The sequence below is a fragment of the Undibacterium sp. RTI2.2 genome (assembly GCF_035018705.1).
Classification (GTDB): Bacteria; Pseudomonadota; Gammaproteobacteria; order Burkholderiales; family Burkholderiaceae_D; genus Undibacterium.
In genome coordinates, this window is the sequence record NZ_JASJXN010000013.1 from 21,971 (window position 1) to 48,037 (window position 26,067).

Consider the following 26,067-nt stretch of genomic DNA (forward strand, 5'->3'; position numbering starts at 1 on the left):
CATTTAATAAGGACATACGCAAAAACCAAAACCAAAACCAAAACCAAAACCAAAACCTCTCACCATAGTGACACTCATAGACGGCAACTGAGGAACAACCAAGGAGGAGAAAGGCAGATTTTCGTTCTTCTTCTGCGCCTCTAGGGTGAGAGGTCTTGATATTTTGTATCCAGCCGTCTGATTCCATGTAAATGGTCGCAAGTAGCTTTTCGTTTTTGCGTTAATGATTAATTGAACATTTTTTAGAAACCTGTAAAAAATGTCCAATCATTCTGCGCCTTCCAGGCCAAAATCGGGCTGGGAGGCACAGAATGATTGGATGTCCAATTCTAATGTCTATTCATCTCAACGAGTATTAACCAATATCAGCTAATAGCCTCCACCGCTCTTAAAATTGCCTCGCTCGTTGCTGGTGCCTGCAATGGTGGATTGCGCTGGTAATCGGCGACACTGGCGATGGCGTCGCGGATCGCGAAGAATACAGAGAACGGTAGCAATAACGGCGGCTCGCCAGTGGCTTTGGAACGATGGATACTGTCCGCCACGTTTTGGTTTTTATACAGCGCCACGCGAAAATCCTCAGGACAATCCGAGATCGCCGGAATCTTATACGTCGACGGTGCATGCGTGGTCAGTTTACCTTTGGCATCCCAGCATAATTCTTCCGTGGTCAGCCAGCCCATACCCTGGATGAATGCACCTTCTACCTGACCGATATCGATCGCCGGATTGAGAGAATTGCCGGCGTCGTATAACAGATCGGCGCGTAGCAATTTCCACTCGCCAGTCAAGGTGTCAATCACGACTTCAGACACCGCCGCACCGTAGGCGTAATAAGAGAAGGGATTGCCAGTCATGGTTTTTCCATCCCATTGCAAATGCGGTGTCGCGTAGAAACCGTCCGACCACAATTGCACCCGCGCCAGATAAGCTTGTTGCACTAACTCTGCAAAGCTCACGCTGGTGCCATTGCAAGTCACCTGTCCCGCAGAAAACAATACTGGCAATTGAACTGGCGATTCAGCCGGCAATTGAGTTGATCCGGCACTTTCCAACGACCCGAATTTGCTGATGGCGAAGACCGTCAGGCGCTCGCGTATCTGGCGTGCTGCGTCTTGTGCTGCTTTGCCGTTCAGATCGGCACCGGTTGATGCGGCAGTGGCAGAAGTATTCGCGATTTTGCTGGTATCGGTTGCAGTGACTTTGACCATCGATAGCGGCACGCCCAATTCATGCGCCACTACTTGCGCTACTTTGGTATGTAAACCCTGTCCCATCTCGGTACCGCCGTGATTGACCAGAATGGTGCCATCGGTGTACACATGCACCAAGGCGCCTGCCTGATTGAGATGCGTAACATTGAAGGCGATACCGAATTTGTGTGGCGTCAGTGCCAAGCCTTTTTTGAGTATCGGACTGGAGCGATTGAATGCTTGTACCGCAGCACGGCGCTGTTGATAGTCACTCGTTGTTTCCAACCCGGCAACCAGTTCGTGAATAATGTTATCGACAATTTTTTGTCCATAATGGGTCACATTGCGACCTTCGGTATCGTTGCGACCATAGAAGTTGAGCTTGCGAATATCCAGCGCATCTTTACCCAGGTTACGGGCGATGTCGTCGATGACATATTCGATAGCCAACGCACCTTGCGGGCCGCCAAAACCCCGGAACGCCGTATTCGACTGAGTATTCGTTTTGCCGCAGAGCGCCATGATTTCGACATCCGACAAATAATAGGTATTGTCGAAATGACAGACCGCTCGGGTTGCGACTGGACCAGATAAGTCGGCAGAAAAACCTGCTCGTAAGACCATCTCGATTTTGGCTGCCAGAATTAATCCGTGTGCATCGTAGCCGACTTCGTACTCGTAATAAAACTCGTGGCGTTTGCCGGTCACCATCATATCGTCATCACGATCAGCCCGCAATTTGACCGGACGTTGCAACTGCATGGCACACAAAGCAGCGCAGGCGGCCCACAATGCGGATTGCGACTCTTTACCGCCAAAACCGCCGCCCATGCGGCGACATTCAACTTGTACTTGATGCGCAGAAATCGCTAGCGCATGTGCTACCACATGTTGCATCTCGCTCGGATGTTGAGTGGAGCAGTATACGTGCATGCTCTGATCTTCTTTTGGCAGCGCATAGGCAATTTGACCTTCCAGATAAAACTGTTCTTGTCCGCCGACCTGTAATTGTCCCTGCACTTTATATGGAGCACTCAGCAAGGCTTGATGCGCATCACCACGGCGTAAAGCCATCGGTGGCAATACAAAGGATTGCGCCTCTCTGGCCGCTTGCGGCGTCAAAATCGCTGGCAAATCTTCGTATACGATCTGCGCTTTCCGCGCGGCTCTGCGCGCCAGATCATGGCTGCTGGCGACGACCACAAAGATCGGTTGGCCTACATATTCGACTGCGCCATCCGCCAAAATCGGATCGTCATGCAGAATTGGGCCGCAGTCGTTGGTGCCAGGAAAATCGCTGGCCACATAGGCAGCAACGACGCCTTCAGCCGCTTTCACGGCATCCAAGTTGATGCTGATTAGCTTCGCATGGGCTCGTTGCGAAAGTCCTAGGGCGGCATGCAAGGTGCCACGCAATTCGGGAATATCATCGGTATACGTTGCAGTACCGCAGACATGCAAAATCGCCGATTCATGCGGATGAGCCCGACCGACTTCTGCCCACGGAGGGATTTGCGTTTCGTGCTTCATGCTGACGCTCCTTCCAGCGTATTTGCCGCAAAGACATCCAGTGCATTGACCGGCAAGGGAGCGTCAGTGCGGGTTTCCAGCCAGAAGCGACGCAGCAAATTCTGCGCTGTTTTCATACGATATGCGGCGGAGGCACGCATGTCGGAGAGTGGCACATAGTCTAGCGCCAGCGCCGCCATGGCTGCTTCTACTGTAGCTTGATTCCAAGGCTGATTTTCCATAGCAGCTTCGGCATGAGTTGCGCGTTTTGGCGTTGCTGCCATGCCGCCAAAGGCAATACGTACCTGACTTAGCTGGTCGCCATCCAATTGCGCAGAGAATGCGGCGCATACAGCAGAAATATCCTGATCAAAACGCTTTGCTAATTTATAGGTGCGGAAAATTCGCTTTGATGTTGAGAGTGCCACCGGTAACGGTAATGGGATCTTGACCGCAGCGACGATTTCTTCCGGCAGCAGATCTTTTTTCTGATACGCCAGATAAAAATTTTCTAATGCTAGCGTGCGCTCTCCATGCACGCTATACAGCACGACTTGCGCCCCCAGCGCGATCAGCCAGGGCATAGAATCCCCAATCGGCGAGCCGTTGGCCACGTTGCCGCCCAAGGTGCCAACATAACGTATGGGCAATGAGGCAAAGCGCTGCCATAAGTCATTAAGTTGCGGATAATGCTGGCAGACCGCACGGTAAGCATCATCCAGGCTCACGCTGGCGCCGATATGCAGCATGTCCGTATCGACAGACAGTTGATGAAGTTCTGCGACCTGTCCGAGATAAATAATATCGCCCAGATCCCGCAATTGCTTGGTCACCCACAGCCCGACATCGGTAGCACCTGCCAGCAGACAGGCAGTTGGTTTTGCGGCTCGTAACTTAGCCAGCTCTGCTAGTGTCCGCGGTGCATCAAAGCGTTGGCCTTGATGTGTATAGGCTAACGAATCTGATCGTTGCATGCTGCGCAATACCGATATTAAATTGGCTTGATCGAACGATTGCTTAGGTAGGGCACACATCTTATGTGCCGCATCGATAATCGGACGATAGCCAGTGCAGCGGCACAGATTGCCGGACAAGGCCTCGTCAATTTGCTTGCGTTGCAGCGGAAGGTCGCTATCGGTCTGTTTCAAATACAAATCCCATAAGGACATCACAAAACCAGGCGTGCAGAAGCCGCATTGCGCGCCATGACATTCCACCATTGCTTGTTGTACGGGATGAAGTTGATTGCCGGTCTTTAAATCTTCAACTGTAAAAACCGCTTTGCCGTCCAGTGTCGGTAAAAATTGCAGACAAGCGTTGACCGACTTCATCTGTAGTTCATCCCGCTTTGATGGATCTTGTGTCAGTTCGCCAATCACTACCGTACATGCGCCGCAATCACCTTCTGCGCAACCTTCTTTGGTGCCGGTGCAATGCAAATCTTCACGCAGATATTGCAGCAAAGTTTGAGTCGGGGATGCATCCGTGATGTGATGCTGTTTGCCGCGATAGTAGAAACGAATGGGGTCAGACATGAATGCTCCGGCAAGTATTTTTTGAGGACTGTTGCTTCGCTGTCAAATTTGGCACAGAATGGCACATAGATAAGTAGCTTTTTCTCTTGTTACAGATTATCACTCAAGCACTAAATTGCCATACTAGAATGATGATGCGCAATATCAATCGTCAAGCATTTCAGCAGAAATTATCAATCGTAGCGAAGAAAATTTTGTAGTATTGTTCAATCGCTGTAATTAGTTCAATTGCTTAAAAATAAGACACATTAATGACATAAATAAATAGAAATACTTTCTGATCTTATTGTCAAAAATGCTAGTTTAAAGATGTATTCGAGTTACAGAAAAAACCTTGCCACACGGAAAAAATAGCGTATATTCTTCCCCCTATATGCTTAATTTTCTTGCTTGGCGCAATGCTTGCTTGTAAAAAATTGATTCATAAACTAATCACGTACTACGCACTAAAAACGCGCATTTGCATTAAAAGCTGTATGACCACTTCTCGTTTTTATAATCGGCTATGCAATGAAAAAAGCAAGCTAGTTGTTAAACCAGTAGGTGGATTTTTAATTCCTTACTTCAATCAGACAGAAATATGAACTTCACAAAAATGAAGGTTGGTAAACGTTTGGGACTGGGTTTTGCATTAGTGCTTGCCCTGCTGATTGCGATCACCGCGCTTGGCATTACCCGGATGTCACAAATCCAGAGCCGGTTGGAAAAAATCGTCAACGTCAACAACGTCGAGTCGCGTCTGATCATCGACATGCGGGCGATTGTGTATGACCGCATGGTCTCGCTGCGCAATTTGACCTTGCTCAACGACGCTGATGATATGGCACCAGAAATTGCCAAGATCGCAGAACAGTCTAAAAAATACACCGAAGCTGAAGCTAAGCTTGCTTCGATGTTTGGTGCAGAGTCCTCCACCACGCCAGAAGAGAAAGCCATGCTGGCTAAACTCAAGGAGCAAGAAAACGCTTCTGCCGCATTGCCTGCTAAAGCCCAAGAATTGGGTATGGCAAACAATGCAGAGGTAGCTACCGTTACCCTGATCAAAAAAATTCGTCCAGTACAGAAGAAGTGGTTAGACGCTTTGGATGAGCTGGTTGTATTAGAAGATAAATTGAATGTGCAAGTCGCCCAAGATGCGCAGTCTGCTTTTGCCGCTGCGCGTAACTTGATGCTTGCATTGGGTGGCCTGGCACTGCTGGCGGGGATTTTTGCCGGTGTTGTGATCACTCGCAGTTTGCTCAAACAATTGGGTGGTGAGCCTGATTATGCGGCACATATCGCCAGCCGCATTGCCGCTGGTGATTTGGCTGTTGAGATTGAAAACCATAGCAGTGACACCACCAGCCTGATCGCAGAAATGAAAACCATGCGTGACAGCCTGGTTAACATTGTTGGTCAGGTCCGTACCGGTACCGATACGATCGCCACCGCTTCCAGCGAAATCGCCAGCGGCAATCTTGACTTGTCTTCCCGCACTGAACAGCAAGCCAGTTCTCTGGAAAAAACTACCTCGTCAATGAAAGAGTTGACCACCACCGTTAAGCAAAATGCAGACAATGCGCGTGAGGCGAATCAATTAGCGGTCTCCGCATCGGAAGTTGCACGTCAGGGCGGTGTTGTGGTTTCGCAGGTGGTTGATACGATGGGATCAATCAGCGATTCCGCTAAAAAGATTTTTGACATCATTAGCGTCATCGACGGTATTGCTTTTCAGACCAATATTTTGGCTTTGAACGCAGCAGTCGAAGCAGCACGTGCAGGTGAACAAGGTCGTGGCTTTGCCGTCGTTGCAGCAGAGGTACGTAACCTGGCACAACGCAGCGCTGCTGCTGCAAAAGAGATCAAAACGCTGATTGGCAACTCGGTAGAGCAGGTTGAAATCGGTAGTAAGTTGGTTGGGCAAGCGGGTGTCACGATTGATGAAGTCGTCTCCAGCGTGAAACACGTAACTGACATCATTGCTGAAATCAGTGCTGCCAGCCAAGAGCAAAGCGTCGGTATCGAGCAAGTTAATCACGCCATCATCGAGATGGACAGCATGACTCAACAAAATGCCGCGTTGGTAGAAGAAGCCGCCGCTGCTGCGCAAAGTCTGCAAGATCAAGCCGCAGAGTTGGCAAAAGTCGTCAGCATCTTTAAACTCAATGCGCTAGAACAATCTTTTGTTAAAGTACCAGCACCAGTTCGCAAGGTCGAGGTTTCACCAATCAAAGCCAAACCAAAAACAATGGTCAAAGCCTTACCTTCTGCCAGAGCAACGGCAAAGCGCGCAGCAACCAGCAGCGCCAGCAAAACCAGCGCCAGCAGCAACGCAGCGCAGCGTAGCAGCCCAGCGAGTGCGGACGAGTGGGAAGAGTTCTAATCTAAGCTGCGACCGCGACTGTAGTTGCGGTCGTAGCTTTTAATAGTTTTGCTGATCAGTTCTTATCTGGCCAAACTTTGCAACTTGTTGGCTAGAGACGTATAACACTATTTGTGGCACAATTTTTATCTTACTTTGACAATGAAGAGTCTGTTTATGAACGCACGTTTATCCGCCATTGCCAGCGCTGTTCTACTTGCAGCGGTTGCTAGTTCTGCTATTGCAGCAGATGTAACGCCAACCATTGATAACAAATCCTGCGATCCACCAAAGTACCCAAAAGCTGCCTTGATGAATGAAGAAACAGGCACCGTATCTATGGGATTTTTGGTCGCTGTGGATGGTAAAGTCAGTGAATCAAAAGTAGAAAAATCTAGCGGTTCCAAGAGTTTGGATAAAGCTGCTTTGTCCGCGCTGAGCCAATGTAAATTCAAACCAGGTACCAAAGACGGTAAGCCAGATCAGGTTTGGACTAAGGTAGATTTTGTTTGGAAATTGGAATAAGTCTAAGATAAATTTAAGCACTAGATAAGCTAGAAGTGGCTCGCTTGATATTTGTTTTATATATCGAGTGCAGCATATACTCCCCTAGTTTTTATGCTAAATAGCCCGATTGTCCAAGTTTCTTCTGGACGCTCTTAAAATACTATGTGGGAGTATTTAGCATCCGTTGCGATACTTTAAGTCAGTCTAAAGTAGGTTTGAACATAAAAAAGGGAGCCATTGGCTCCCTTTTTTATTGCTCCAGCTCGTATGTGTCCGAGGTTTAGTTCTAGTGGGGATTGCCCGAACAATGAGTAATCCCATCTTGCTTCAATTTGAATCAGAACCAGAACTCAAACTACAAAAAATCTGCAGCTGAGTTTGTCGCTAAATCGTAGCTAAGTTTGCAGTTAAGTTCTCGGTAAAGTTCTCAATGAAGCTTTATTTACTACCAGCTTCAGCCTTCAAGCCACGACGGATCAGTAAAGGATCTATCTTGGCATCCCTTCCGCGGAAGCTACGGAAAGAATCCAGCGCATCTACACTACCACCGCGTGACAGCAGTTGTTGACGGAACCAGTCACCGTTTTTGCGCGTCAGGCCGCCGTTTTCTTTAAACCATTCCACTGTATCAGCGTCCAGCACTTCACTCCAAAGATAGGCGTAATAACCAGCTGAATAGCCGCCGGCAAAAATATGCGAGAAGTAGGTGCTGCGATAACGTGGCGGTACTGGTGCAAAATCAACGCCAGCTTGCTTCAGCGCAGCCGCCTCAAATGCGAGCGCATCAGTCGGCACCTGCGCTGGCGTCAGTTGGTGCCAGCGTTGATCAAGTAAGGACGCCGCGATGTATTCCGTGGTGGTAAAGCCTTGATTAAACTTGGCGGTAGCACTCAATTTCGCCAACAACTCTGGTGGCATTTCTTCCCCAGTTTTGTAGTGGTGCGCATAGTTTTTCAAAACCTCTGGCCAGACTGCCCACATCTCATTCACCTGGGATGGATACTCGACAAAATCTCGCGGTACGCTGGTGCCTGAAAAGCGCGGATAACGCACGTTGGAGAACATGCCATGCAAAGCGTGACCAAACTCATGGAAGGCCGTGCGTACTTCGTCATAAGTCAACAAAGTCGGCTGACCTGCTGGTGGTTGCGGGATGTTGAGATGATTGGCAACGACCGGTAGCGTTCCGAATAAACCAGATTGCTCGACATACGCATTCATCCATGCACCACCACGCTTGTTGTCACGAGCATACATGTCGGATAAAAACAGCGCCATCGGTTTGCCATCCGCATCAAATACTTCAAACACGCGCACTGTCGGGTTGTACACCGGCAGGTCTTTGCGTTCTTTAAAGGTAATGCCATAGAGTTTGGTCGCTGCAAAAAACACGCCATTTTCCAGCACATTGCTCAGCTCAAAATAAGGGCGCAATTGGCTATCATCAAAACTGTATTTTGCTTTGCGCACTTGTTCGCTATAAAACGCCCAATCCCATGCGGCAAGTTTGAAGCCGCCTTTTTTAGCATCGATCAGCTTTTGCATTTCTGCGGCTTCTTTCTTTGCATTCGCGACTGCGGCTGGTGACAATTCACCCAGCATTTTATTCACGGCATCCGTAGTTTTAGCGGTCTCATCTTCCAACTGATACGCGGCATGATTTGGGTAACCTAACAACTGCGCGCGTTCAGCACGTAACTTCGCCAGATCAATCGCCACCTGACGATTATCAAATTCACCGCCATGATTGCCACGCTCGATCGAGGCGTCATACAGGCGTTTGCGGATAGCACGATTCACCAGATTGGCTTCATAGGGCTGACCAGTCGTGTTCATTAACGGAATCAGATATTTGCCTTCCAGACCACGTGCTTTTGCCGCACTGGCAGCACTGGCGATCTCGTTATCGCTTAAACCTTTGAGTTCTGCTTTGGTATCTACCAGTACAGCAGACGCATTGGTTTCTTTCAACACGTTTTGGCTAAAGGTCGTGCCCAGACTTGCCAGTTGAGCATTCAGTGATTTGAGTTTGACTTTGTCGGCATCTGACAACTTAGCGCCAGCACGTACAAAATCGGTGTAATAGCGTTCCAGCAAGCGACGCGATTCAGGGTCCAGGGCGAGTTGAGCACGCTGCTCGTACACTTCATTGATGCGCTGGAATAATTTGGCATTTAAGGTAATCGCATCACGATGTGCCGCCAGCTTAGGAGCCAGCTCACGCGATAAGGCTTCAATCGTCGGGTTAGTATTGGCACCCGCCATACTGAAGAATACGGTGGAGACGCGCTTCAGAGTCTGGCCGGCACGTTCCATCGCAACTACGGTATTCTCAAACGTCGGCTTGGCAGAATTGTTCGTAATTGCATTGATCTCAGCTGTATGTTGCAGCATGCCTTCGGTAAAAGCAGGAGCGTAATGCTCATTTTTTATTTTGTCGAAAGCCGGTAATTCATACGCCAGCGTACTGGCGGCTAAAAAAGGATTATTGGCATCGCTGGTAAGCGCCAAAGTGCTACCTCCGGATGACAGTGTTTTTGTATCCGCAGCTGAGGTGGAAGGTGTTGAGGCAGATGCGGATGACTGGGTTGGTGGCGTATCTGCTGCCATGCTGGTATGGATCGCCAGGCTGGAGCAGAGCAACATGAACAGAGATTTGGACATGAGGTTCTTTTCTATGAAAGTAGGGTGTGGTGGGATATAAATCATAGCATCAGGCGATGGTTTTAAGCAGCTAATCTGGGGCATCAGCGGGGTGCCCTTATAACAGCGCAAATGAAGTGAAAGTTTTTATTCCTTACAATATACTCCCCGTTATTTGTTGTAAAAACCGCTTATTGTCCAACAATTACATGGACGATTAAAATATACATAGTGAGAGTATAAATTGAGTGAGGGAAAAGCGTTTGATCTTCAGTGCGCTAGAACATGGCTGCAAAAGTACTTGTTTCACTATCAGTGTCCGGTAATAATCCAAGAACTAATTAGTTAAACAAAATAGCAGGGGTAGCATGCCAATAATTGAACTCCATCTGGCTCAACCGTCCGACTACCTCAGCATCGAAAATATGATGCAGTTTTATAGCTATGACTTCAGCGAGTGGCTGCCTTTGTCACCCGCTTTGTCATTGGGGCAAAACGGCTTATTTACGATCCGTCCTAAAGCGACGTATTGGGCGCGGCCGACTACTCAAGGATTCATCATCAAGGTAGACGGCGAGGTGGCTGGTTTTGTCACCGTGGATGATGAAGTTAATTATCCGGAGCTTGATCACAATATGGGGTATTTTTTTGTGACCCGGCGTTTTCGCGGTAAAGGTGTTGCGAAGCAAGCGCTTGGTTTGTTATTGCCACGGTTTGTCGGACGCTGGCAGATTTTTCATATTGATGACAATCGTCCTGCGGCTTTATTCTGGAAAAAGTTTATCGCCGATTACACCCACGGTGCGTTCTCGGTGCATCGGGAATGGATTGATGAGATGCACTGTACCTTGTATCAATTTGAGCAGAAGGCGAAGTCGTAGTATGCGTCCAGAAGATTTGCAACTGCTCGTCACACGCACGATGCCTTACGGTAAATATAAGGGTCGCGTTCTGGCTGATCTGCCCGGACACTATTTGGGCTGGTTTGCCCGCGAAGGGTTTCCGAAAGGGGAGTTGGGATCGCTGATCGCCTTGATGTACGAGCTGGATCACAACAACCTGCGTCAGTTACTCCATCCTTTGAGACCACCGAAATAACCGAGATCTTCAACCCAGATTTTCCATTGGAACAGCGACAAGTGTGCCTTTGGCGGACTGACTGGCTAGACGCGACGACAACGCAAGCTGCATCTTGCTAGAAGGAGCAACAACGCCGGCAGTTCGCCAAAGGTGCAATTGTCGCTGTAGCGTTTCTACTCAAATCGCGGTGGTGCTATCCCTCTGAACACCGCACGCCGTCTGCGTTTTTTGCGAAGTAGTAGCGGTCTAATGGAAAATCTGGGTTCAATACACATCGCGTCGATAACGACCCTCATCCTTTAATTGCGCTAAACAATCTTCACCTAAAATCTGGATCAGCGCCAGGTCGACACCTACCGCCATCCCAGCCAAACTGCCACAAACATAGATTGCCGCACCGTCCTTAATCCATTGTTGAATCGCGTTTGCGTTTTCCAAAAGCCGGTCTTGTACATACACGCGCTGTCCCTGGTCACGAGAAAAAGCCAGATGACATTCTTGAAGTACACCCTTAGTTTTCCACGCTTCTATTTCTTCTTGATGGAAGTAGTCAAAGGCACGATTGCGTTCGCCAAAAAATAAATAATTGCGCAAATATCCTAAGCTTGCGCGATGTTTGATGTGCGCGCGCAAGCCAGCCAGACCAGTGCCATTACCAATGAGTATCATCGGTCTATCGGCCATCGCATCTGTAGGTGGGTGAAAACTGCGGTTCTCACGCAAACGTACCGCAATCTTGTCACCGACTTGTGCGTACGCTGTCAGCCAGCCAGAGCCGATACCCAGTTTGCCATTGGCTTGCTGCATCTGCCGTACCAATAACTCGATTTGACCATCACTATGGATGGATGCAATGGAGTATTCCCGGTGCGGTAGAGGGGTGCGTTCAGTGGCTGGCGTCGTATCGTCAGGTGCGTACTCTGGACCGATTTCTACAATATCGCCCGCTTGCCATAGCGGCAGCTCGGTGCCGCTTGCATGATCTGGGCGCAGTGTGATGTGGAAGGCGGCACTGCCTGCGCTGCCAGGATTTAACAGCCGACGTTCAGTCAAAATCCAGTTGCTATACCTAGGTGCTGTCCAGTCGGCTAATTCGGTATGGCCGCTAAGTACGCCAAGGTGATGTTGCCAGTGCCGTAGCGCGCCTTCGTCGCTGTTATCAACCTCAATTAAATCAAACAAAGTTTCCGCATGGTTATGCCGTAACCAATGCTCCAGCCTGTGTCCAAAAGCGCAATAGTGTTGGTAGTTGCGGTCACCCAGCGCCAGAATGCTGTAGCGTAATTGTGTGATTGGCAGAGTTTGGCTCATCAACTTGCGTGCAAATCCGGCTGCGCTATCCGGCGCATCGCCTTCTCCCGTGGTGCTGACGACAAATAAAATACGTTCAGCTTGTTGTAGTCGGCTCGCATCGATTTGTGCGATAGAAAGTAGCTCTACCGCCATGCCGCCAGCTTGCAAACTCTGCGCGGTCTGACGCGCCAGTTGTTCGGCATAACCGGTCTGGCTGGCATGCACGACGAGTATTTTTTTTGCGTTATTTGCTACGTCTGTAGTATTGATGTTGCTCACGAAAGTTGCAGAGGCGATCGCGATGCGACGGCGATGCCGCTGCAAGATGGCAGCGCAAAAAAGTATATAGGCGATGACGACTAAAACTGCCGTCAGATTACGCTGTGTTACTGCACTTAGCGGATGATATTGCTGAGATTGGCTAGTCCAAATAGTCCAGACAGTCCATACACTAAGCGCAGCGAGCAACAAAACACTCGTCACCCAAAAAATACTTGCGCCTAATTTTTTTAAATATGAATTCATTCTTCCAGCATCGCCATCAGGGCTTTGCTCATGTGTTCTGTAAAGGCAGGCGTATCGTCGTGCCTGGTTGCCGTATCTCTGCAAACAAATAAAGCAGCAACATGTAGTTGATTGGCATACGCCATCCCTTGTTCTAATCCCATGACTGTCATGGCGGTGGCCAGCGCATCGGCGATCATACATTCTGCATGCAGCACGGTGACTGCAGCCAGATTATGTGTCACCGGATAGCCTGTACGCGGATCAATGGTGTGGGAAAAACGTTGTCCTTCGTAGTCAAAATAACGACGGTAATCGCCTGATGTGGCGATGGACAATCCATGCAGTGCAACGATGCTGGCAGTGCTAGTCGTTTGCGCTTGCGCTTCTGTTTGTACTTGTTCTAGCTCTACCCACCAAGGTGTGTTGTCCGGTTTAGTGCCCAAGCCACGCAATTCTCCGCCGACTTCGACCAGATAACTGAGTACGCCTTGCGCTTCTAAATATCGCGCTATCTGATCAACGCCAAAGCCTTTGGCAATCGAAGATAAATCAATCGACAAACCACCCGTCTGATACACATTGTGCTTCAGACGATCGACTTGTAATTTTTGATAACCGGATTGTCGTCGTGCTTGCTCCAATACTTCCTTACTTGGAATTTGTCCGGCATTTTTATCAGGACCAAAACCCCAAAGATTAACTAAGTGTCCGATGCTAGGGTCATACGCGCCGGCTGTCTGCTGTGCGATAAATAAACCATAATCCAGCACTTTAAAAAACTCTGGCGGCAGCACATGCCAGCTCCCGGCTGCTGCCTGATTAAAGCGACTGATATCAGAATCAGCCAGCCAGGTACTCATCTGCGCGACTACCTTATCTAGCTCTTGTTGCATGCCATTCTGGAGTTGTGCTGCGCTGCTATGTTGAGGGCGTACCAGTTTGACTGCCCATGTGGTGCCCATAGTCGCACCAGAAAAATCTTCTATGCACGCACCCACAGACAATGCCGCTGGCATTGTCATGTGGGTAGGAATAAAGACATGCGTCATGCCGTTGAAATTCAGTTGAAGTTCAGTTGAAGTTCAGTTATAAACTGATGCGCTAATTAAAAATAACATTCGATTATTGCGGCAGAACTTCCAGTGTCGCTGAATAATTTGCCCGTCGTTCTTTAGCGCCTTTGACCGTTGATTTGTCATCTTTAACCGAGGCTTCTAGCCAATACATACCAGCCGTTTTCCAGGTAATCGTCAGCTTGCCATCTGCATCGGTCGTCAAGGTTTGTTCGCCTAAATTCTGGCGATAACGAATGCCGCCCGGAATGACGCTAACACTGACATTGGCGGCGGGTTTGCCATCTAATACCAGACGGAAACTGGCGTTCTCACCGGCGACCAGATCATTCGGATGCGTAATCGCTTGCATTTCTAATCCTTTGCCGGTGACTTCTAATGCTTTTGTGCTCGGCTTGCCGTTGGTGACAAAGGTTTCGATCCGGCCTTGCATCTGGCTGATGACGACATCTTCTGCATCTGCAGGGATTTCTTTGCTGATGTTTTCTGCTGCGCCGCGCCAGCGTTTTGGTACACCTTTATCTTTGTAGCTGGCAAACACCGCGTTGTTGAGCAAGCTTATTTTGTAGGTGCCGATTTTTTCCAGATGCAGATCAAAGCTGCTGCGTAGTTTGCCTGTATTGGCGTTTTCTTCTTTGGCGTTGCTGCCATCCGGTGCCGTGATCAATAAGCTGTCTAGCTTTAGCGGCTGATGATCCATGAAGAAGACATCCGTAGCCGCGGCTGCATCAATGCTGACCCATGGCGCATTGCCTGCGGTAATAGTCGATGTCGGCAATAAGAAAGCGCGATGCGCCTGTGCCGCCAGTGGCAAACTGAGAGCGAGTGAAGCTAGTGATAAAGCGATGATTTTGGTAGCGGGTTTCATACTATTCCTTGCAGATATTGAATGTGAAGTAGCGCATCAATCGAGATGCAAATTAAGATGCAGTGTTAAATAAATGCACACCGAGATTGCAACTCAGAGTAAAGCGTAGCACTTAAGGTTTGACGTTGAGTGCAATTGCGCCCAGCTCATTGCTACCTTGTGCTTTGGCATTTTGTTCTGTCTTACCACCCCATTGGAAAGGTACTTTGACCACTTCACGCCCACCACCTTCACGCGCTGCTTCTGTCACTAACTGGTAGTCGCCAGCTGGCAGTTTGGCTAAAGCACCTTTGTCGCCTGCAAAATTCAGCGTGTATTCACCCACGACACGGGTTGCACCACTCACACCATCCACTGGCAATTGCAAATCGCGTCCGCTACGACGCCACCATTGACGTAAATCTTTTAAATATTTTGAGGCCTTCGTTATCGCGCTTTTTTAAGTCATACCAAACAGCCAGATTGCCAGCGAAAGTCTGATCGGATTTTTCTATCCACATCGCAACATACGGACGGTGATACTCAGCCACATTCAGGCGCGGTACTTCTAATTTAACGGTCAGATCAGCAGCCATGGCAGAACTGCCCAACAAACTGGTGATGGCAAAAGGGAGCAACTTACGCATACAAAAAACCTCTTGGTAAATAAAATACAGTTAACGATGATCGCTATTCATTGAAGATATAGCGGATTGTGCAGGTAAATTAGCTGGCGGCTGAGCTGGCGTAAGTAAAACAAAATCAATACATCAATGCATAAACAGAATCGCCAACAATAGCGGAAGCACTAATCCTAAACCGACAATGGGCCAGGTAATAGGGCGATTGCCTGCATGCATTTTGAGCAAAAACAATCCGGTGATACAAAAAATCAGACAGGCAACTGCGAAGATGTCGATAAACCAACTCCATGCACTGCCGGTATTGCGCCCTTTGTGTAAATCGTTGAAATAGGCAATCCAGCCGCGCTGGGTTTTTTCATATTCCAACTCGCCTGTGTCCAGCGCAATACGTAGCCAGGCATCGCCGCCGGGGCGCGGCAAGGATACGTACACTTCCTCCGGCGACCATTCAGCTGGTTGATCGCCGACGCTGATGGACTGCTGTTGATCCAGCCATTGCCTCAGATCGTCGGGCAGGGGATCTTGTGCGTCTTTGCCGTCTTTAGCGCTGTGCTTAGTTTGTTTTAATGTTGCCAGTATCGCCGCAGGAATTTGACCGGATTTTTTGGTGACTTGGGGATGCGCCTCAATTTGGGCGGAATGATTGAGCGTGATGCCGGTCGTAGCAAACATCAGCATGGCGATCAAACATAATGCTGAGCTGATCCAATGCCATTGGTGCAGATGCCGCAGCCAGAAAGCGCGCGTGCTTTGTTGGCCAGCGATCGATTTGCTTGTTGGCATAAGCGGCGTGATTGGCTTGCTTAAATTCGTGGATTGCTTGGACTGCTGTTTGGACTCGTCAGTGAGTTCGTTTGTCCTGGTGTTGCCCGTCATGTTTGTGCGTTGCCATTCAAATCAATATTATAAATGCGAATAATTCTCATTATATCTAGTAAGGCTGAACTTAGGCAATAGGTTTGCTGTTTTTTATTCTTCTATTTTTATCGGTGATATTTTTTACCTTTTCAATATACTCCCCATTTATTTTATTAAAAATGTCATATTATCCAATGATCCTTTGGACAATTTAAATATACTGGCTATGAGTATATTTTTTATCTTGCTTGTATATTGTCCGTATCTTGTTTCTAAATATCAGTGACTTGATCAGCCCGAGGATTGTCACGCTCGATTCAGGCCAAATTAAACCCAGATTTTCCATTGGAACAACGCCAGTCAGTTCGCCAAAGGCACACTTGTCGCTGTAGCGCTCCCACCCAAATCGCGGTGGTGCTATCCATCTAAACACCGCACGCCGTCTGCGTTTTTTGCGAAGTGGTAGCGGTCTAATGGAAAATCTGGGTTAAAGCCTGAATCGCTCATTCATTTGCGACGCGGTGCTGCTAAAGCGCGTGTGTTTGCCGATCTTGCGTTACTGTGGTTTTCGATCGCCGAGATCGTTCCGGTGTTCTGCGCTTTTTACGCTTTGACAGTTTGTCCGTCCAGAAGTTTAAAGACCACCACGACTTGCGATAATTTTTCTGCCTGTTCATGCAAACTCGCTGCCGCCGCCGCAGCTTGTTCTACCAACGCGGCATTTTGCTGCGTCATTTCATCCATTTGAGTAATGGCTTGGTTGACTTGTTCTATGCCAGTGCTTTGTTCGCTGCTGGCGGACGTGATCTCGCTCATGATGTCGGCAACACGTTTAACTGAACTGACGATCTCGGTCATGGTTTCGCCTGCTTTCGCGACTAACACACCGCCGGCATCGACTTGATCTGCGGAGTCGTTGATCAGCGATTTAATTTCTTTCGCTGCGGATGACGAGCGTTGCGCCAGATTTCTGACTTCATTCGCAACTACCGCAAAACCGCGCCCCTGTTCTCCCGCGCGGGCCGCCTCTACCGCCGCGTTCAATGCCAGGATATTGGTTTGGAAAGCGATGCTCTCAATCACAGAAATAATATCGGTGATCTTGAGCGAACTTTGTTTGATTGATTCCATTGTCTCAACCACTTGCGCTACGACTTGTCCGCCTTTGCCTGCCACCTCCGATGCCGACAACACCAGTTGATTAGCCTGCCGCGCGCTGTCTGCATTTTGCTTAACGGTCGAGGTTAATTCTTCCATCGAGGACGCGGTTTCTTCCAGTGAACTGGCTTGCGATTCTGTGCGTGACGACAGATCGGAATTGCCAGAAGCAATCTCGCGCGAGGCAACCGTGATCTGATCCGAGCCTTGCCGGACATTACTGACGATGCCTGCCAAGCCTTGGCTGACGCCATTGATGGCTTGCATTAACTGACCGATTTCATCCATGCGTCCCACATGCAATTGTTTGGTCAGATCGCCAGCGGCAAGTTGCTGCGATACCTTCGTTGCCTGGATCAAAGCACGACTCACCATGTAGCTGACTGCTTTATGAATGATCTAGGCCGTACCAGCTAAAGCCAGCACACCAAATAACAGATACCAGTTGCGCAACTCGGTGAGCGCCGGCGCGTGCTGCTCGCTGACAGCGATTACGGCTGAGCTAAACATCCAGACATATAAACCCATAATGCAAGTGATTACGCCAAACGTCATCAAGGCCACTTTGCTGGCGACACTCATTTGATGGACTTCGCTGACATCAATGCCGACAAATAAAACTGCAATCAATCGCCCGCTGCTATCCAGCACCGGGTCATATTGCGTCATATAAGGCTTACCAAATAATGAGGCGTAACCAACGTAAGATTTACCCGACATGACCAGCGCATAACCCGGATGCGCGCGGTCTAACGTCGTACCCAATGGGCGCTCACCGTTGGGCTTTTTAATCGAAGTCGTAATCCTGATCAGGTCGTCGCCACTTTTGACGAACACCGTAGCCGACACGCCAGTTTCAGCAGTAAATTTATCCAACAATCCAAAGTTCAGATTTAAATCAGTCGAACCGCTTTTTAACGCTGGCGTCAATTTGCCCATCACATCAACCGAACGACCCGCGTCGACCGTGATACTGCTATGTAAACCCTGCCGAAGTTTTGTTGCCGCCTGACCCACTTGCTTTCTTAGGGACGTAAATTTTTTCATGGATAAGTTCTTTCGCTTGAAACTGGGCTGTGGAAATCTGGCTGGGCTTTACTGCGAAATTGGTTTGGACAGCGTATTCGTGAATATTGATAACATTAAAACTTTTATAACTCTGTCATGTTTTACCTGAAAATACAACTATGTAACAGAGTGTAATTGCAATATTTTATGTCTATGGTGTTATTCAAACACTAAAAATAGTTAACCATAAAAAAACCCATTCGTTTGATATGTATCAATGAGTACGGGTTGTTACTTATGCATACTTCGGATGTCTTACAAGTTACCGTGACCGCATCTGCTGCCATCGCTTATTCCGTATCAGTTAGTTTGACGCTGCGTGCATTGTTGCTAACGACGAGATGACCTTCTCAATCGAGATGCCGAGCGCTTGTCAGCTTCACGATCGTGATTAAATCTCCACACTAAGCGCGTTAATGCACAAAGAAATAGCGTTTTGGCGATATAGCATGAGCTCTTCAAACGATATGAACCGATATCGCAGTCGCACAATCGTTCCAGTGCACCAGCGTGTCACAAAGACAAATAACTGATCGGATAGGCATCGTCATGTTGGACAAGTCAGTCTTCCTAAAGTACAAGTGGAAAATAGTGGCTGGCTTGATTGTCGCCAGCTTGTTTTTCGCCTTTTTGACGATCTGGTGGCGTGGACCACAAGTCTCCGTAGTCAGCGTTGTACGGCGAGATTTTGTTCAGTCAGTGGTCGCCAGCGGCCATGTCGAGACCCCGCACCGGGTCGATATCGGAGCACAAATCACAGGCACCGTCGTCAGAGTGCCTGTGATCGAAGGGCAAATGGTAAAAGCGGGCGAAGTCCTAATTGAGCTTGATACGGCAGAGTTGCTTGCAAATGAGCGTCAAGCGCGATCTGCTTCAGTACAAGCGCAGACCCGTGTCCGTCAGTTGCGTGAGGTTCAGGCGCCAGTTGCCGAGCAGGCTTTGCGTCAGGCACAAGTCAGTCTGGATAATGCAAAAGCGACATTGAAGCGTAATCAGGATTTATTCCAGCAGGGCTTTATTGGAGCAGCTGCTCTGGACGATGTGCGTAAGGCGGCTGAACTTGCCGATGCGCAGCAACGGACTATGCAAAAGCAGTTAGAAACGACACGTCCATCGGGTAGTGATTTTGCCTTGGCAGAAGCGAATCTGATCGGTGCCAATGCCAACGCAGATGCAGCGAGCGCGCGCGTCAAATACGCAAGAATCATTGCTCCTGTGGGTGGGATATTAATTAGTCGTGCGGTTGAGGTGGGTGATGTAGTGCAGGCCGGTAAAGTCTTAATGACCTTATCTCCAGATGGACGTGCACAATTGGTTGTACAAATTGATGAGAAAAATCTTCGCTTGTTAGTCTTGAATCAAACAGCGATTGCTTCTGCAGATGCATACCCTAAGTTGCTTTTTCCGGCAGCATTGGTCTATATCAATCCCAGTATCAATGTTCAGACCGGAGCGGTTGAAGTCAAACTCGATGTATCGAATCCGCCTCAGGTATTAAGACAAGATATGACGGTCTCGGTTGATATTGAAGTCGCACGCCGGCCTCATGTGTTATTAGTTCCTGTCAGCGCTTTACTAGAAAGTGACAAAGCTCCTCCATCTTTGTTGAGAGTAGAGCAGCACCATGCCATACGACGTACGGTCAGTACCGGTCTTCGTAGCGGAGGATTGGTTGAAGTACTCAGCGGTGTGGATGAGGGCGACCTCGTTCTTGCATCACCTGGCACGATCAAGTCAGGCGCGCGGGTACGGGTCATTGCATCCGGCACGGTGATGAGCAGCCCGGTGTCGAATTCAGCCGCGAGTCTGCCAGCCAATTCAGCCAATAAGCCAGTAGCACAATGAGGAGCGAGTGATGTTAACAGCCTGGCTTCCATTTGAATGGATTGTTGCTATTCGCTTCTTACGGGAGGGGCGGCTACAGACTGTATTTATCATTGCAGGCGTTGCTATCGGGGTTGGCGTAATTGTGTTTATGTCCGCTTTGCTCAGCGGCTTGCAGTCTAACTTTATCAAGCGTGTTTTATCAGCACAAGCCCATATTCAACTATTACCTCCGCAGGAAGTCACCCGTCCGTTACGACCAGTTGTAATTTCAGCGAATACCGAAGTCGAAGGCGCGATTATTCAACCACCCTTGCAAAGAATAAAGTCGATTGATCAATGGCAAGCCGTGGCAACACAGATACGTGCCATGCCCGATGTCCTCGTGGTATCGCCTGTCGCTGGCGGATCGGCTCTGGTGGTACGCGGCAGCGTCAGTCATGCGATTACGGTCAGCGGGATCGAGCCTGACTTGTATTATCGGATAGTGGATATCAATGACAAAATAGTACGAGGAAAATCGAGTATTTTAGGGACAGAGATACTGATCGGGACAGAATTAGCCAGCGACTTGGGCGTCGACGTAGGGGATAAATTATTGATTTCGACAGCGAGTGGTGCGACCAGCACGCTCACAATTTCAGGGATTTTTGATTTGGGGAATAAAGGCGCAAATCAGCGCAATACGTTTATCGCATTACATACCGCGCAAAGCCTGTTGGGTTTACCAGGCGGCGTGTCCAGTCTTGAAGTCACTGTGCGCGATGTTTATGCTGCGGAAGTGATTGCGCAACAAATTACTGCCGCGACCGGTGTAGAGGCAGACAGCTGGATTAAAACCAGTGCCCAATTTTTTGCCGCCGTCAGTGCGCAAACTACTGCCAACACGGCAATACGGTTTTTTGTTGGTTTGTCGGTCGCGTTCGGGATTGCGAGTGTGCTGGTTGTCGTGGTGGTTCAAAAGTCACGAGAGATCGGAATACTGCGCGCCATGGGGATTTCTCAAGGACAAATACTCAGAGTGTTTTTATTGCAAGGCGGCGTACTTGGTCTCGGCGGTGCGGTCGCAGGCTGCGCTATTGGTGCTATGGCCTTGGTGTTGTGGCAGCGGTACGCGCGAAATGCGGACGGCACGGCCTTATTCCCCCTACAGTTTGATCCGGCTTTATTCATTACCGCATTATTATTGGCAACGATGACCGGACTGCTCGCCGCTTTTGCCCCTGCTTTAAGAGCGGCTCGTCTTGACCCGGTGGTGGCAATCGGTGGCTGATATGACCTCTGCATCCAACGTGACTAATCCCCTTCCGGAGTTGCCTGCTTCCCCGGAAAAATTGCCAGTTGGCGACATCGTTGTACAACTACGTGGCGTCCGAAAGACATTCAATATAGGAACCCCGATTGCGACAGAAGTACTGCATGGTATTGATCTCACCTTACATCAAGGTGAATTTTGTGCCGTAATGGGACCCTCCGGTTCTGGCAAAAGTACCTTGCTCAATATCGTCGGGCTACTGGATCGTCCGTCAGCAGGAACCATCGCGATCTGTGGCGAAGAGACGACTGCACTTGATGACAAAGCGGTGACTCGTTTGCGAGGTCACAATATTGGTTTTGTCTTTCAATATCATCATCTGATTACCGCATTCACTGCGCTCGAAAATGTCATGATGCCGATGCTAGGTGCGGAGGAATTTCTGAACAAGCAAATGCAGGAGCGCGCAGCAGCTTTACTCGGCGATGTGGGTCTGACAAACTGGCAAAATAATCTGGCGGGCAATCTAAGCGGAGGACAGCAGCAACGCGTCGCATTAGCACGTGCGCTCGCGATGAATCCGGCTTTGCTGCTAGCGGATGAGCCGACGGGTAATCTCGATACCAAAAGCGCTGATGAAGTTTTTAACTTATTACGGCGTTTTAATCACGAACAAAAAACGACTATTTTATTTGTGACCCACAATCCTGACCTGGCTAGCCGCTGTGACAAAACAATACAGGTAATTGACGGCCTGGTTACTGGTTAGCGACTATCCTTATCGTAGACCAGGTAGTGCTCATGATTCTTGCTCAGGTGCGATTGCGAGCTGGATGTGTTCGCGTTTTAACTCGGGTGCAAATTGCAAAATAAAATCCAGAATATAGCTACGCAGATAGGCACCGCGTCGTACTGCAAGTCGAGTCACGTTTGGCGCAAACAAATGACTGGCTGGCAACGCTTGTAGTGCGCTATAACGGTTGGCAATATTTCCTGCATTACCCGCATTGCCATGAGCATCGGTTTGTTTTTCTACCGCCATTTCTGCTACCAGACCCACACCTAAACCCAGAGCAACATATTGCTGAATCACGTCGGAGTCCATCGCTGTCAGCACAATGTCAGTCCGTAATCCTGCATCTTTAAATGCTTGGTCGATGTGACCGCGCCCGGTAAAGCCGACGTCGTAGGTGATTAATGGGTAATTCGATAAATCTTCCAGCGTGATCGGTGTCTGACTGACCTGAGTTTTGCGCAGCAGCGGATGGCCGTCTGGCACAACGATTACGTGGTTCCATTGATAGCATGGGAAGGAGACTAAATCTTTAAACTGCGACAGACCTTCAGTCGCAATCCCTATATCTGCCTTACCCGATAAAACCCATTCCGCAATATGTTCTGGCGAACTTTGCTGGAGTGCGATGCGCACATCGGGAAAACTATTTCTAAATCCCTGCACTACTTTTGGCAGCACGTAACGTGCTTGCGTATGCGTGGTCGCAATCGCCAGCGTGCCTTTGGTTTGATCGGAATAATCGTCACCAGCTTGCTTCAGATTTTCTGCTTCGAGCAACAGACGCTCGATAATATGCAAAATGCCTTTACCCGGTTCGGTTAAGCCAGTCAGGCGTTTGCCGTTACGCTCGAAAATATCGACGCCAAGTTCTTCTTCTAGCTCTCGAATTTGGCGACTCACACCGGGCTGCGAGGTGAATAAAACATTCGCCACTTCAGTCAGGTTATAGCCGCAACGGGCAGCTTCGCGGATAGAGCGTAATTGTTGGAAATTCATAATGTGTCTGGCAAAAAAATTAGAGAGACGTCTGATCGACAAAGACAGCCAATCGTTTGGGCTTCACTACCAATACTTCACCGACTTTGAGTTTTAGCTGGTTGTAGCGCTCGCTAGAGATCATGGCCTCCAGCAAATCGCCATTGTCGTCACGCTCCAGTTCCAGTTGCGCTAATGGTCCTATGCTGTGTACGCGGCGTAATTGCACCACCAGACCATCCGCACCGGGTGAATAGCGATCAATTTCCAGCTCGTGCGGACGGACATAGCCAATACCTGTCGCGTCACGGGTCGCTGCATGATCTGGCGCATCAAAAGCAACGCCACCAGCGTCCAAAGTACCTTCATGGATACGACCACGGAACAAGTTAACATTCCCCAAAAAGCCGTACACAAAAGGCGATGCCGGATTTTGGTAGACCGCTGCCGGTGCGCCGATTTGTTCCACCTTACCTTGATTCATTACAACGATTTTGTCGGCGACTTCCAAGGCTTCTTCCTGATCATGCGTGACAAAAATACTGGTGACATGCAAATCATCATGCAAGCGCCGCAACCAGCGGCGGAGCTCTTTACGTACCTTGGCATCCAGCGCGCCAAACGGTTCATCCAGCAGCAAGACGCGTGGTTCCACTGCCAACGCCCGCGCCAGCGCGATCCGTTGCCGCTGCCCGCCAGATAACTGCGGTGGGTAGCGATCTGCCAGCCAATCGAGCTGGACCAAGTCGAGTAATTTATGCACTTTCTCTTTAATCACAGCGTCCGAGGGGCGCAAGGCTCGTGGCTTGACCCGGAGGCCAAACGCGATGTTCTCAAAAATCGTCATGTGCTTAAACAGCGCATAGTGCTGGAACACAAAACCAACCTGGCGTTCACGCACATGCTGGGCTGAGGCGTCCTGACCATCCAGTAAAACTTGTCCTGCATCGGCATGTTCCAGTCCGGCGATGATGCGTAACAGCGTAGTTTTTCCGCAGCCAGACGGACCTAAGAGTGCGGTTAATTCACCGCTAGGAAATTCTAGCGACACATCATTAAGCGCAGTAAAACTGCCGAATTTTTTTTGTAAATGCTGAACTGCGATACTCATGACTTGCTCCTGAATTCTTACTCTTGAAATTTTCTTAATTTACTCTTGCGGAAGCGCCTGATTTTCTCGTGTTCGCCATTCAACAATCGACTTCAGCGCCAGCGTCAGTAATGCCAGCAAAGTGAGCAGTGATGCCACCGCAAAAGCCGCAGTAAAGTTGTATTCGTTATAGAGAATTTCGACTTGCAAAGGCATGGTATTAGTCTCGCCACGGATATGCCCAGACACCACCGATACCGCGCCAAACTCACCCATGGCGCGGGCGTTACATAAGATCACGCCGTATAACAAGCCCCACTTAATATTCGGTAAGGTCACATGCCAGAAGGTTTTCCAGCCAGAGGCACCGAGTACCAAAGCAGCTTCTTCTTCCTCGCTACCTTGTGCCTCCATCAAGGGAATCAACTCACGCGCAATGAAAGGGAAGGTCACAAAAATAGTCGCCAGTACGATGCCAGGCACCGCGAATAAAATCTTGATGTCGTGTTCCCGCAACCATGGACCAAGCCAGCCTTGCGCACCAAACAACAAGACATAAATCAAACCAGAAATCACAGGCGATACCGAGAACGGTAAGTCAATCAAGGTCAGCAAAAACTGTTTGCCGCGGAACTCAAATTTAGCAATCGTCCAGGCAGCGGCGACACCAAAAACCAGATTCAGCGGTACCGCAATGGCGGCGGTAATCAACGTCAGTTTGATGGCGGACAAAGCATCCGGTTCGACGATGGCCTTAAGGTAAACTTCCCATCCTTTTTTAAACGCTTCAAAAAATACGGCTGCCAGCGGAATGAACAAGAACACAGTTAAAAAAGTCAGCGCCGTGATGATTAGCAGCGCACGAACCCATAAAGGTTCTAGCGTGGCGGACAAACTAATTGCCGGTTCGATACGACGTGGTGCTGAAGTCTGAATTGGTGTCTGAACTGGCGGGGGAAACGCAATCGGGGTGCTGGTCATTATGCAGGCTCACTTTTGTTACGGTTGCGGCTCCAGGATTGCAATAAATTGATCGTTAGTAGCAAGCTAAAGGACAGCATCAGCATGACGACAGCAATGGCGGTCGCACCGGCATAATCGTATTGCTCTAATTTTGTGATCATAAACAGCGGGGTAATTTCGGACACCATAGGCATATTGCCGGCGATAAAAATCACTGATCCGTATTCACCCGTGGCCCGCGCAAAGGCCAGCGCAAAGCCTGTTAGCAGAGCCGGCAAGATGGTTGGCAAAATCACTTTGACAAAGGTTTGCCAATGACTGGCGCCCAGACTAATGGCGGCTTCTTCTAATTCTTTTTCGGCTTCTTCCAACACCGGTTGCACGGTGCGCACCACAAAAGGCAAACCGATAAACGTCAGCGCCACTAATACACCCAGCGGCGTAAACGCAACTTTGATACCTAGTGGTTCCAGATATTTTCCCAACCAGCCATTGGGCGCATACAGCGTTGCCAAGGTGATCCCGGCAACCGCAGTCGGCAGCGCAAACGGCAAATCGACCAGCGCATCAATCAGACGTTTGCCCGGGAATTTATACCGCACTAACACCCAGGCTACGATCCCGCCAAACACCACATTGATCAGCGCGGCTAAAAACGAGGCACCAAATGTCAGGCGATAAGACGCCAGCACCCGCTCCGACGTGACGGTATTCCAAAACGCCTCCCAGGTCATGGTGAAGGTTTTTAAAAAAATCGCCGACAGCGGGATCAACACAATCAGGCTGAGGTACAGTAGAGTAAATCCCAAGGTCAGATGAAAACCCGGGATAACTCTGCTGGGAGCATTGCGCTGTTTTTGCAGCTTAGGAGTGAGTGAGAATGCCATTCGTTATTACTTATTTAGCCG

General features: G+C 49.2%; 18 protein-coding genes and 2 pseudogenes. 7 read left to right on the top strand and 13 right to left on the bottom strand.

The genetic code is table 11. The features are described 5' to 3' along the window. Positions 1-365 precede the first annotated feature (365 nt). Together xdhB and xdhA are read right to left on the bottom strand one after the other, a co-directional pair. Positions 366-2,723, bottom strand: coding sequence for a xanthine dehydrogenase molybdopterin binding subunit (gene xdhB, locus QN395_RS09085; protein WP_323491901.1), 2,358 nt, complete (start codon positions 2,721-2,723; stop codon positions 366-368). After that, positions 2,720-4,237, bottom strand: a complete 1,518-nt coding sequence (gene xdhA / locus QN395_RS09090) for a xanthine dehydrogenase small subunit (protein ID WP_323491902.1) — start codon at positions 4,235-4,237, stop codon at positions 2,720-2,722. Before xdhA ends, xdhB begins: the two co-directional genes overlap by 4 nt. A 580-nt stretch (positions 4,238-4,817) precedes the next feature. Here xdhA and QN395_RS09095 point away from each other — a divergent pair. After that, a complete protein-coding gene (locus QN395_RS09095; RefSeq protein ID WP_323491903.1) occupies positions 4,818-6,599 on the top strand; it encodes a methyl-accepting chemotaxis protein in 1,782 nt (593 codons plus the stop codon). Between the two features lie 156 nt (positions 6,600-6,755). Then, the gene (locus tag QN395_RS09100) at positions 6,756-7,103 is read left to right on the top strand and encodes an energy transducer TonB (RefSeq protein ID WP_322120504.1); all 348 of its coding nucleotides are present in this window, start codon (positions 6,756-6,758) and stop codon (positions 7,101-7,103) included. Positions 7,104-7,523: 420 nt separating this feature from the next. On the opposite strand, the gene QN395_RS09105 is transcribed toward QN395_RS09100, so the two are convergent. Next, entirely contained in the window at positions 7,524-9,749 is a 2,226-nt protein-coding gene (locus tag QN395_RS09105) for a M3 family metallopeptidase (protein ID WP_322120503.1), read from the bottom strand. 347 nt (positions 9,750-10,096) lie between these two features. Here QN395_RS09105 and QN395_RS09110 point away from each other — a divergent pair, with 347 nt between their 5' ends. Next, entirely contained in the window at positions 10,097-10,609 is a 513-nt protein-coding gene (locus QN395_RS09110) for a GNAT family N-acetyltransferase (RefSeq protein WP_322120502.1), read from the top strand. Between the two features lies 1 nt (position 10,610). Next, complete coding sequence (locus tag QN395_RS09115; RefSeq protein WP_322120501.1) at positions 10,611-10,826, top strand: DUF3820 family protein; 216 nt, start codon at positions 10,611-10,613, stop codon at positions 10,824-10,826. Positions 10,827-11,072: 246 nt separating this feature from the next. On the opposite strand, the gene QN395_RS09120 is transcribed toward QN395_RS09115, so the two are convergent. The 6 genes and pseudogenes from QN395_RS09120 to QN395_RS21610 form a co-directional block, all read right to left on the bottom strand. After that, on the bottom strand, positions 11,073-12,626 hold the full coding sequence (locus tag QN395_RS09120; protein ID WP_322120500.1) for a sulfite reductase subunit alpha: 1,554 nt from the start codon (positions 12,624-12,626) through the stop codon (positions 11,073-11,075). After that, positions 12,623-13,657: an FAD:protein FMN transferase gene (locus QN395_RS09125; RefSeq protein ID WP_322120499.1), complete on the bottom strand. Its 1,035-nt coding sequence runs from the start codon at positions 13,655-13,657 to the stop codon at positions 12,623-12,625. Before QN395_RS09125 ends, QN395_RS09120 begins: the two co-directional genes overlap by 4 nt. A gap of 73 nt (positions 13,658-13,730) precedes the next feature. Continuing rightward, positions 13,731-14,549 carry a DUF4198 domain-containing protein gene (locus tag QN395_RS09130; RefSeq protein WP_322120498.1) on the bottom strand — a complete coding sequence of 273 codons (819 nt, stop codon included), beginning with the start codon at positions 14,547-14,549 and terminating at the stop codon, positions 13,731-13,733. Between the two features lie 112 nt (positions 14,550-14,661). Next, positions 14,662-15,175: pseudogene (locus QN395_RS09135) on the bottom strand (DUF2271 domain-containing protein). A 123-nt stretch (positions 15,176-15,298) separates the two neighbouring features. Continuing rightward, positions 15,299-15,955 (bottom strand): PepSY-associated TM helix domain-containing protein, encoded by a 657-nt coding sequence (locus tag QN395_RS09140; protein ID WP_322121653.1) that lies wholly within the window; start codon positions 15,953-15,955, stop codon positions 15,299-15,301. A 678-nt stretch (positions 15,956-16,633) separates the two neighbouring features. After that, a pseudogene (locus QN395_RS21610) lies at positions 16,634-18,235 on the bottom strand (methyl-accepting chemotaxis protein). A gap of 570 nt (positions 18,236-18,805) precedes the next feature. Between QN395_RS21610 and QN395_RS09155 the strand changes: the two are divergent. The 3 genes from QN395_RS09155 to QN395_RS09165 are packed head-to-tail and all read left to right on the top strand — an operon-like array spanning position 18,806 to position 22,104. Beyond that, complete coding sequence (locus QN395_RS09155) at positions 18,806-20,101, top strand: efflux RND transporter periplasmic adaptor subunit (protein ID WP_322120495.1); 1,296 nt, start codon at positions 18,806-18,808, stop codon at positions 20,099-20,101. Positions 20,102-20,111: 10 nt separating this feature from the next. Further along, entirely contained in the window at positions 20,112-21,353 is a 1,242-nt protein-coding gene (locus QN395_RS09160) for an ABC transporter permease (protein WP_322120494.1), read from the top strand. 1 nt (position 21,354) lies between these two features. Beyond that, positions 21,355-22,104, top strand: coding sequence for an ABC transporter ATP-binding protein (locus tag QN395_RS09165; RefSeq protein ID WP_322120493.1), 750 nt, complete (start codon positions 21,355-21,357; stop codon positions 22,102-22,104). A 30-nt stretch (positions 22,105-22,134) separates the two neighbouring features. On the opposite strand, the gene QN395_RS09170 is transcribed toward QN395_RS09165, so the two are convergent. From QN395_RS09170 to cysT, 4 genes are read right to left on the bottom strand one after another with little or no spacing between them, the layout of a single operon-like run. Further along, positions 22,135-23,127, bottom strand: a complete 993-nt coding sequence (locus QN395_RS09170) for a CysB family HTH-type transcriptional regulator (protein WP_322120492.1) — start codon at positions 23,125-23,127, stop codon at positions 22,135-22,137. 19 nt (positions 23,128-23,146) lie between these two features. After that, on the bottom strand, positions 23,147-24,217 hold the full coding sequence (locus QN395_RS09175) for a sulfate ABC transporter ATP-binding protein (RefSeq protein ID WP_322120491.1): 1,071 nt from the start codon (positions 24,215-24,217) through the stop codon (positions 23,147-23,149). Between the two features lie 39 nt (positions 24,218-24,256). Then, entirely contained in the window at positions 24,257-25,177 is a 921-nt protein-coding gene (cysW, locus tag QN395_RS09180; RefSeq protein ID WP_322120490.1) for a sulfate ABC transporter permease subunit CysW, read from the bottom strand. After that, on the bottom strand, positions 25,177-26,046 hold the full coding sequence (gene cysT / locus QN395_RS09185; RefSeq protein ID WP_322120489.1) for a sulfate ABC transporter permease subunit CysT: 870 nt from the start codon (positions 26,044-26,046) through the stop codon (positions 25,177-25,179). Before cysT ends, cysW begins: the two co-directional genes overlap by 1 nt. Between the last annotated feature and the right edge of the window lie 21 nt (positions 26,047-26,067).

Coding starts and splice junctions, on each gene's coding strand:
- QN395_RS09130 (WP_322120498.1), bottom strand. CDS start 14,549: ATGAAACCCGCTACCAAAATCATCGCTTTATCACTAGCTTCACTCGCT.
- QN395_RS09155 (WP_322120495.1), top strand. CDS start 18,806: ATGTTGGACAAGTCAGTCTTCCTAAAGTACAAGTGGAAAATAGTGGCT.
- xdhB (WP_323491901.1), bottom strand. CDS start 2,723: ATGAAGCACGAAACGCAAATCCCTCCGTGGGCAGAAGTCGGTCGGGCT.
- QN395_RS09110 (WP_322120502.1), top strand. CDS start 10,097: ATGCCAATAATTGAACTCCATCTGGCTCAACCGTCCGACTACCTCAGC.
- cysW (WP_322120490.1), bottom strand. CDS start 25,177: ATGACCAGCACCCCGATTGCGTTTCCCCCGCCAGTTCAGACACCAATT.
- QN395_RS09175 (WP_322120491.1), bottom strand. CDS start 24,217: ATGAGTATCGCAGTTCAGCATTTACAAAAAAAATTCGGCAGTTTTACT.
- QN395_RS09140 (WP_322121653.1), bottom strand. CDS start 15,955: ATGCCAACAAGCAAATCGATCGCTGGCCAACAAAGCACGCGCGCTTTC.
- QN395_RS09115 (WP_322120501.1), top strand. CDS start 10,611: ATGCGTCCAGAAGATTTGCAACTGCTCGTCACACGCACGATGCCTTAC.
- QN395_RS09160 (WP_322120494.1), top strand. CDS start 20,112: ATGTTAACAGCCTGGCTTCCATTTGAATGGATTGTTGCTATTCGCTTC.
- QN395_RS09095 (WP_323491903.1), top strand. CDS start 4,818: ATGAACTTCACAAAAATGAAGGTTGGTAAACGTTTGGGACTGGGTTTT.
- QN395_RS09170 (WP_322120492.1), bottom strand. CDS start 23,127: ATGAATTTCCAACAATTACGCTCTATCCGCGAAGCTGCCCGTTGCGGC.
- QN395_RS09105 (WP_322120503.1), bottom strand. CDS start 9,749: ATGTCCAAATCTCTGTTCATGTTGCTCTGCTCCAGCCTGGCGATCCAT.
- QN395_RS09125 (WP_322120499.1), bottom strand. CDS start 13,657: ATGACGCATGTCTTTATTCCTACCCACATGACAATGCCAGCGGCATTG.
- QN395_RS09165 (WP_322120493.1), top strand. CDS start 21,355: ATGACCTCTGCATCCAACGTGACTAATCCCCTTCCGGAGTTGCCTGCT.
- xdhA (WP_323491902.1), bottom strand. CDS start 4,237: ATGTCTGACCCCATTCGTTTCTACTATCGCGGCAAACAGCATCACATC.
- QN395_RS09120 (WP_322120500.1), bottom strand. CDS start 12,626: ATGAATTCATATTTAAAAAAATTAGGCGCAAGTATTTTTTGGGTGACG.
- QN395_RS09100 (WP_322120504.1), top strand. CDS start 6,756: ATGAACGCACGTTTATCCGCCATTGCCAGCGCTGTTCTACTTGCAGCG.
- cysT (WP_322120489.1), bottom strand. CDS start 26,046: ATGGCATTCTCACTCACTCCTAAGCTGCAAAAACAGCGCAATGCTCCC.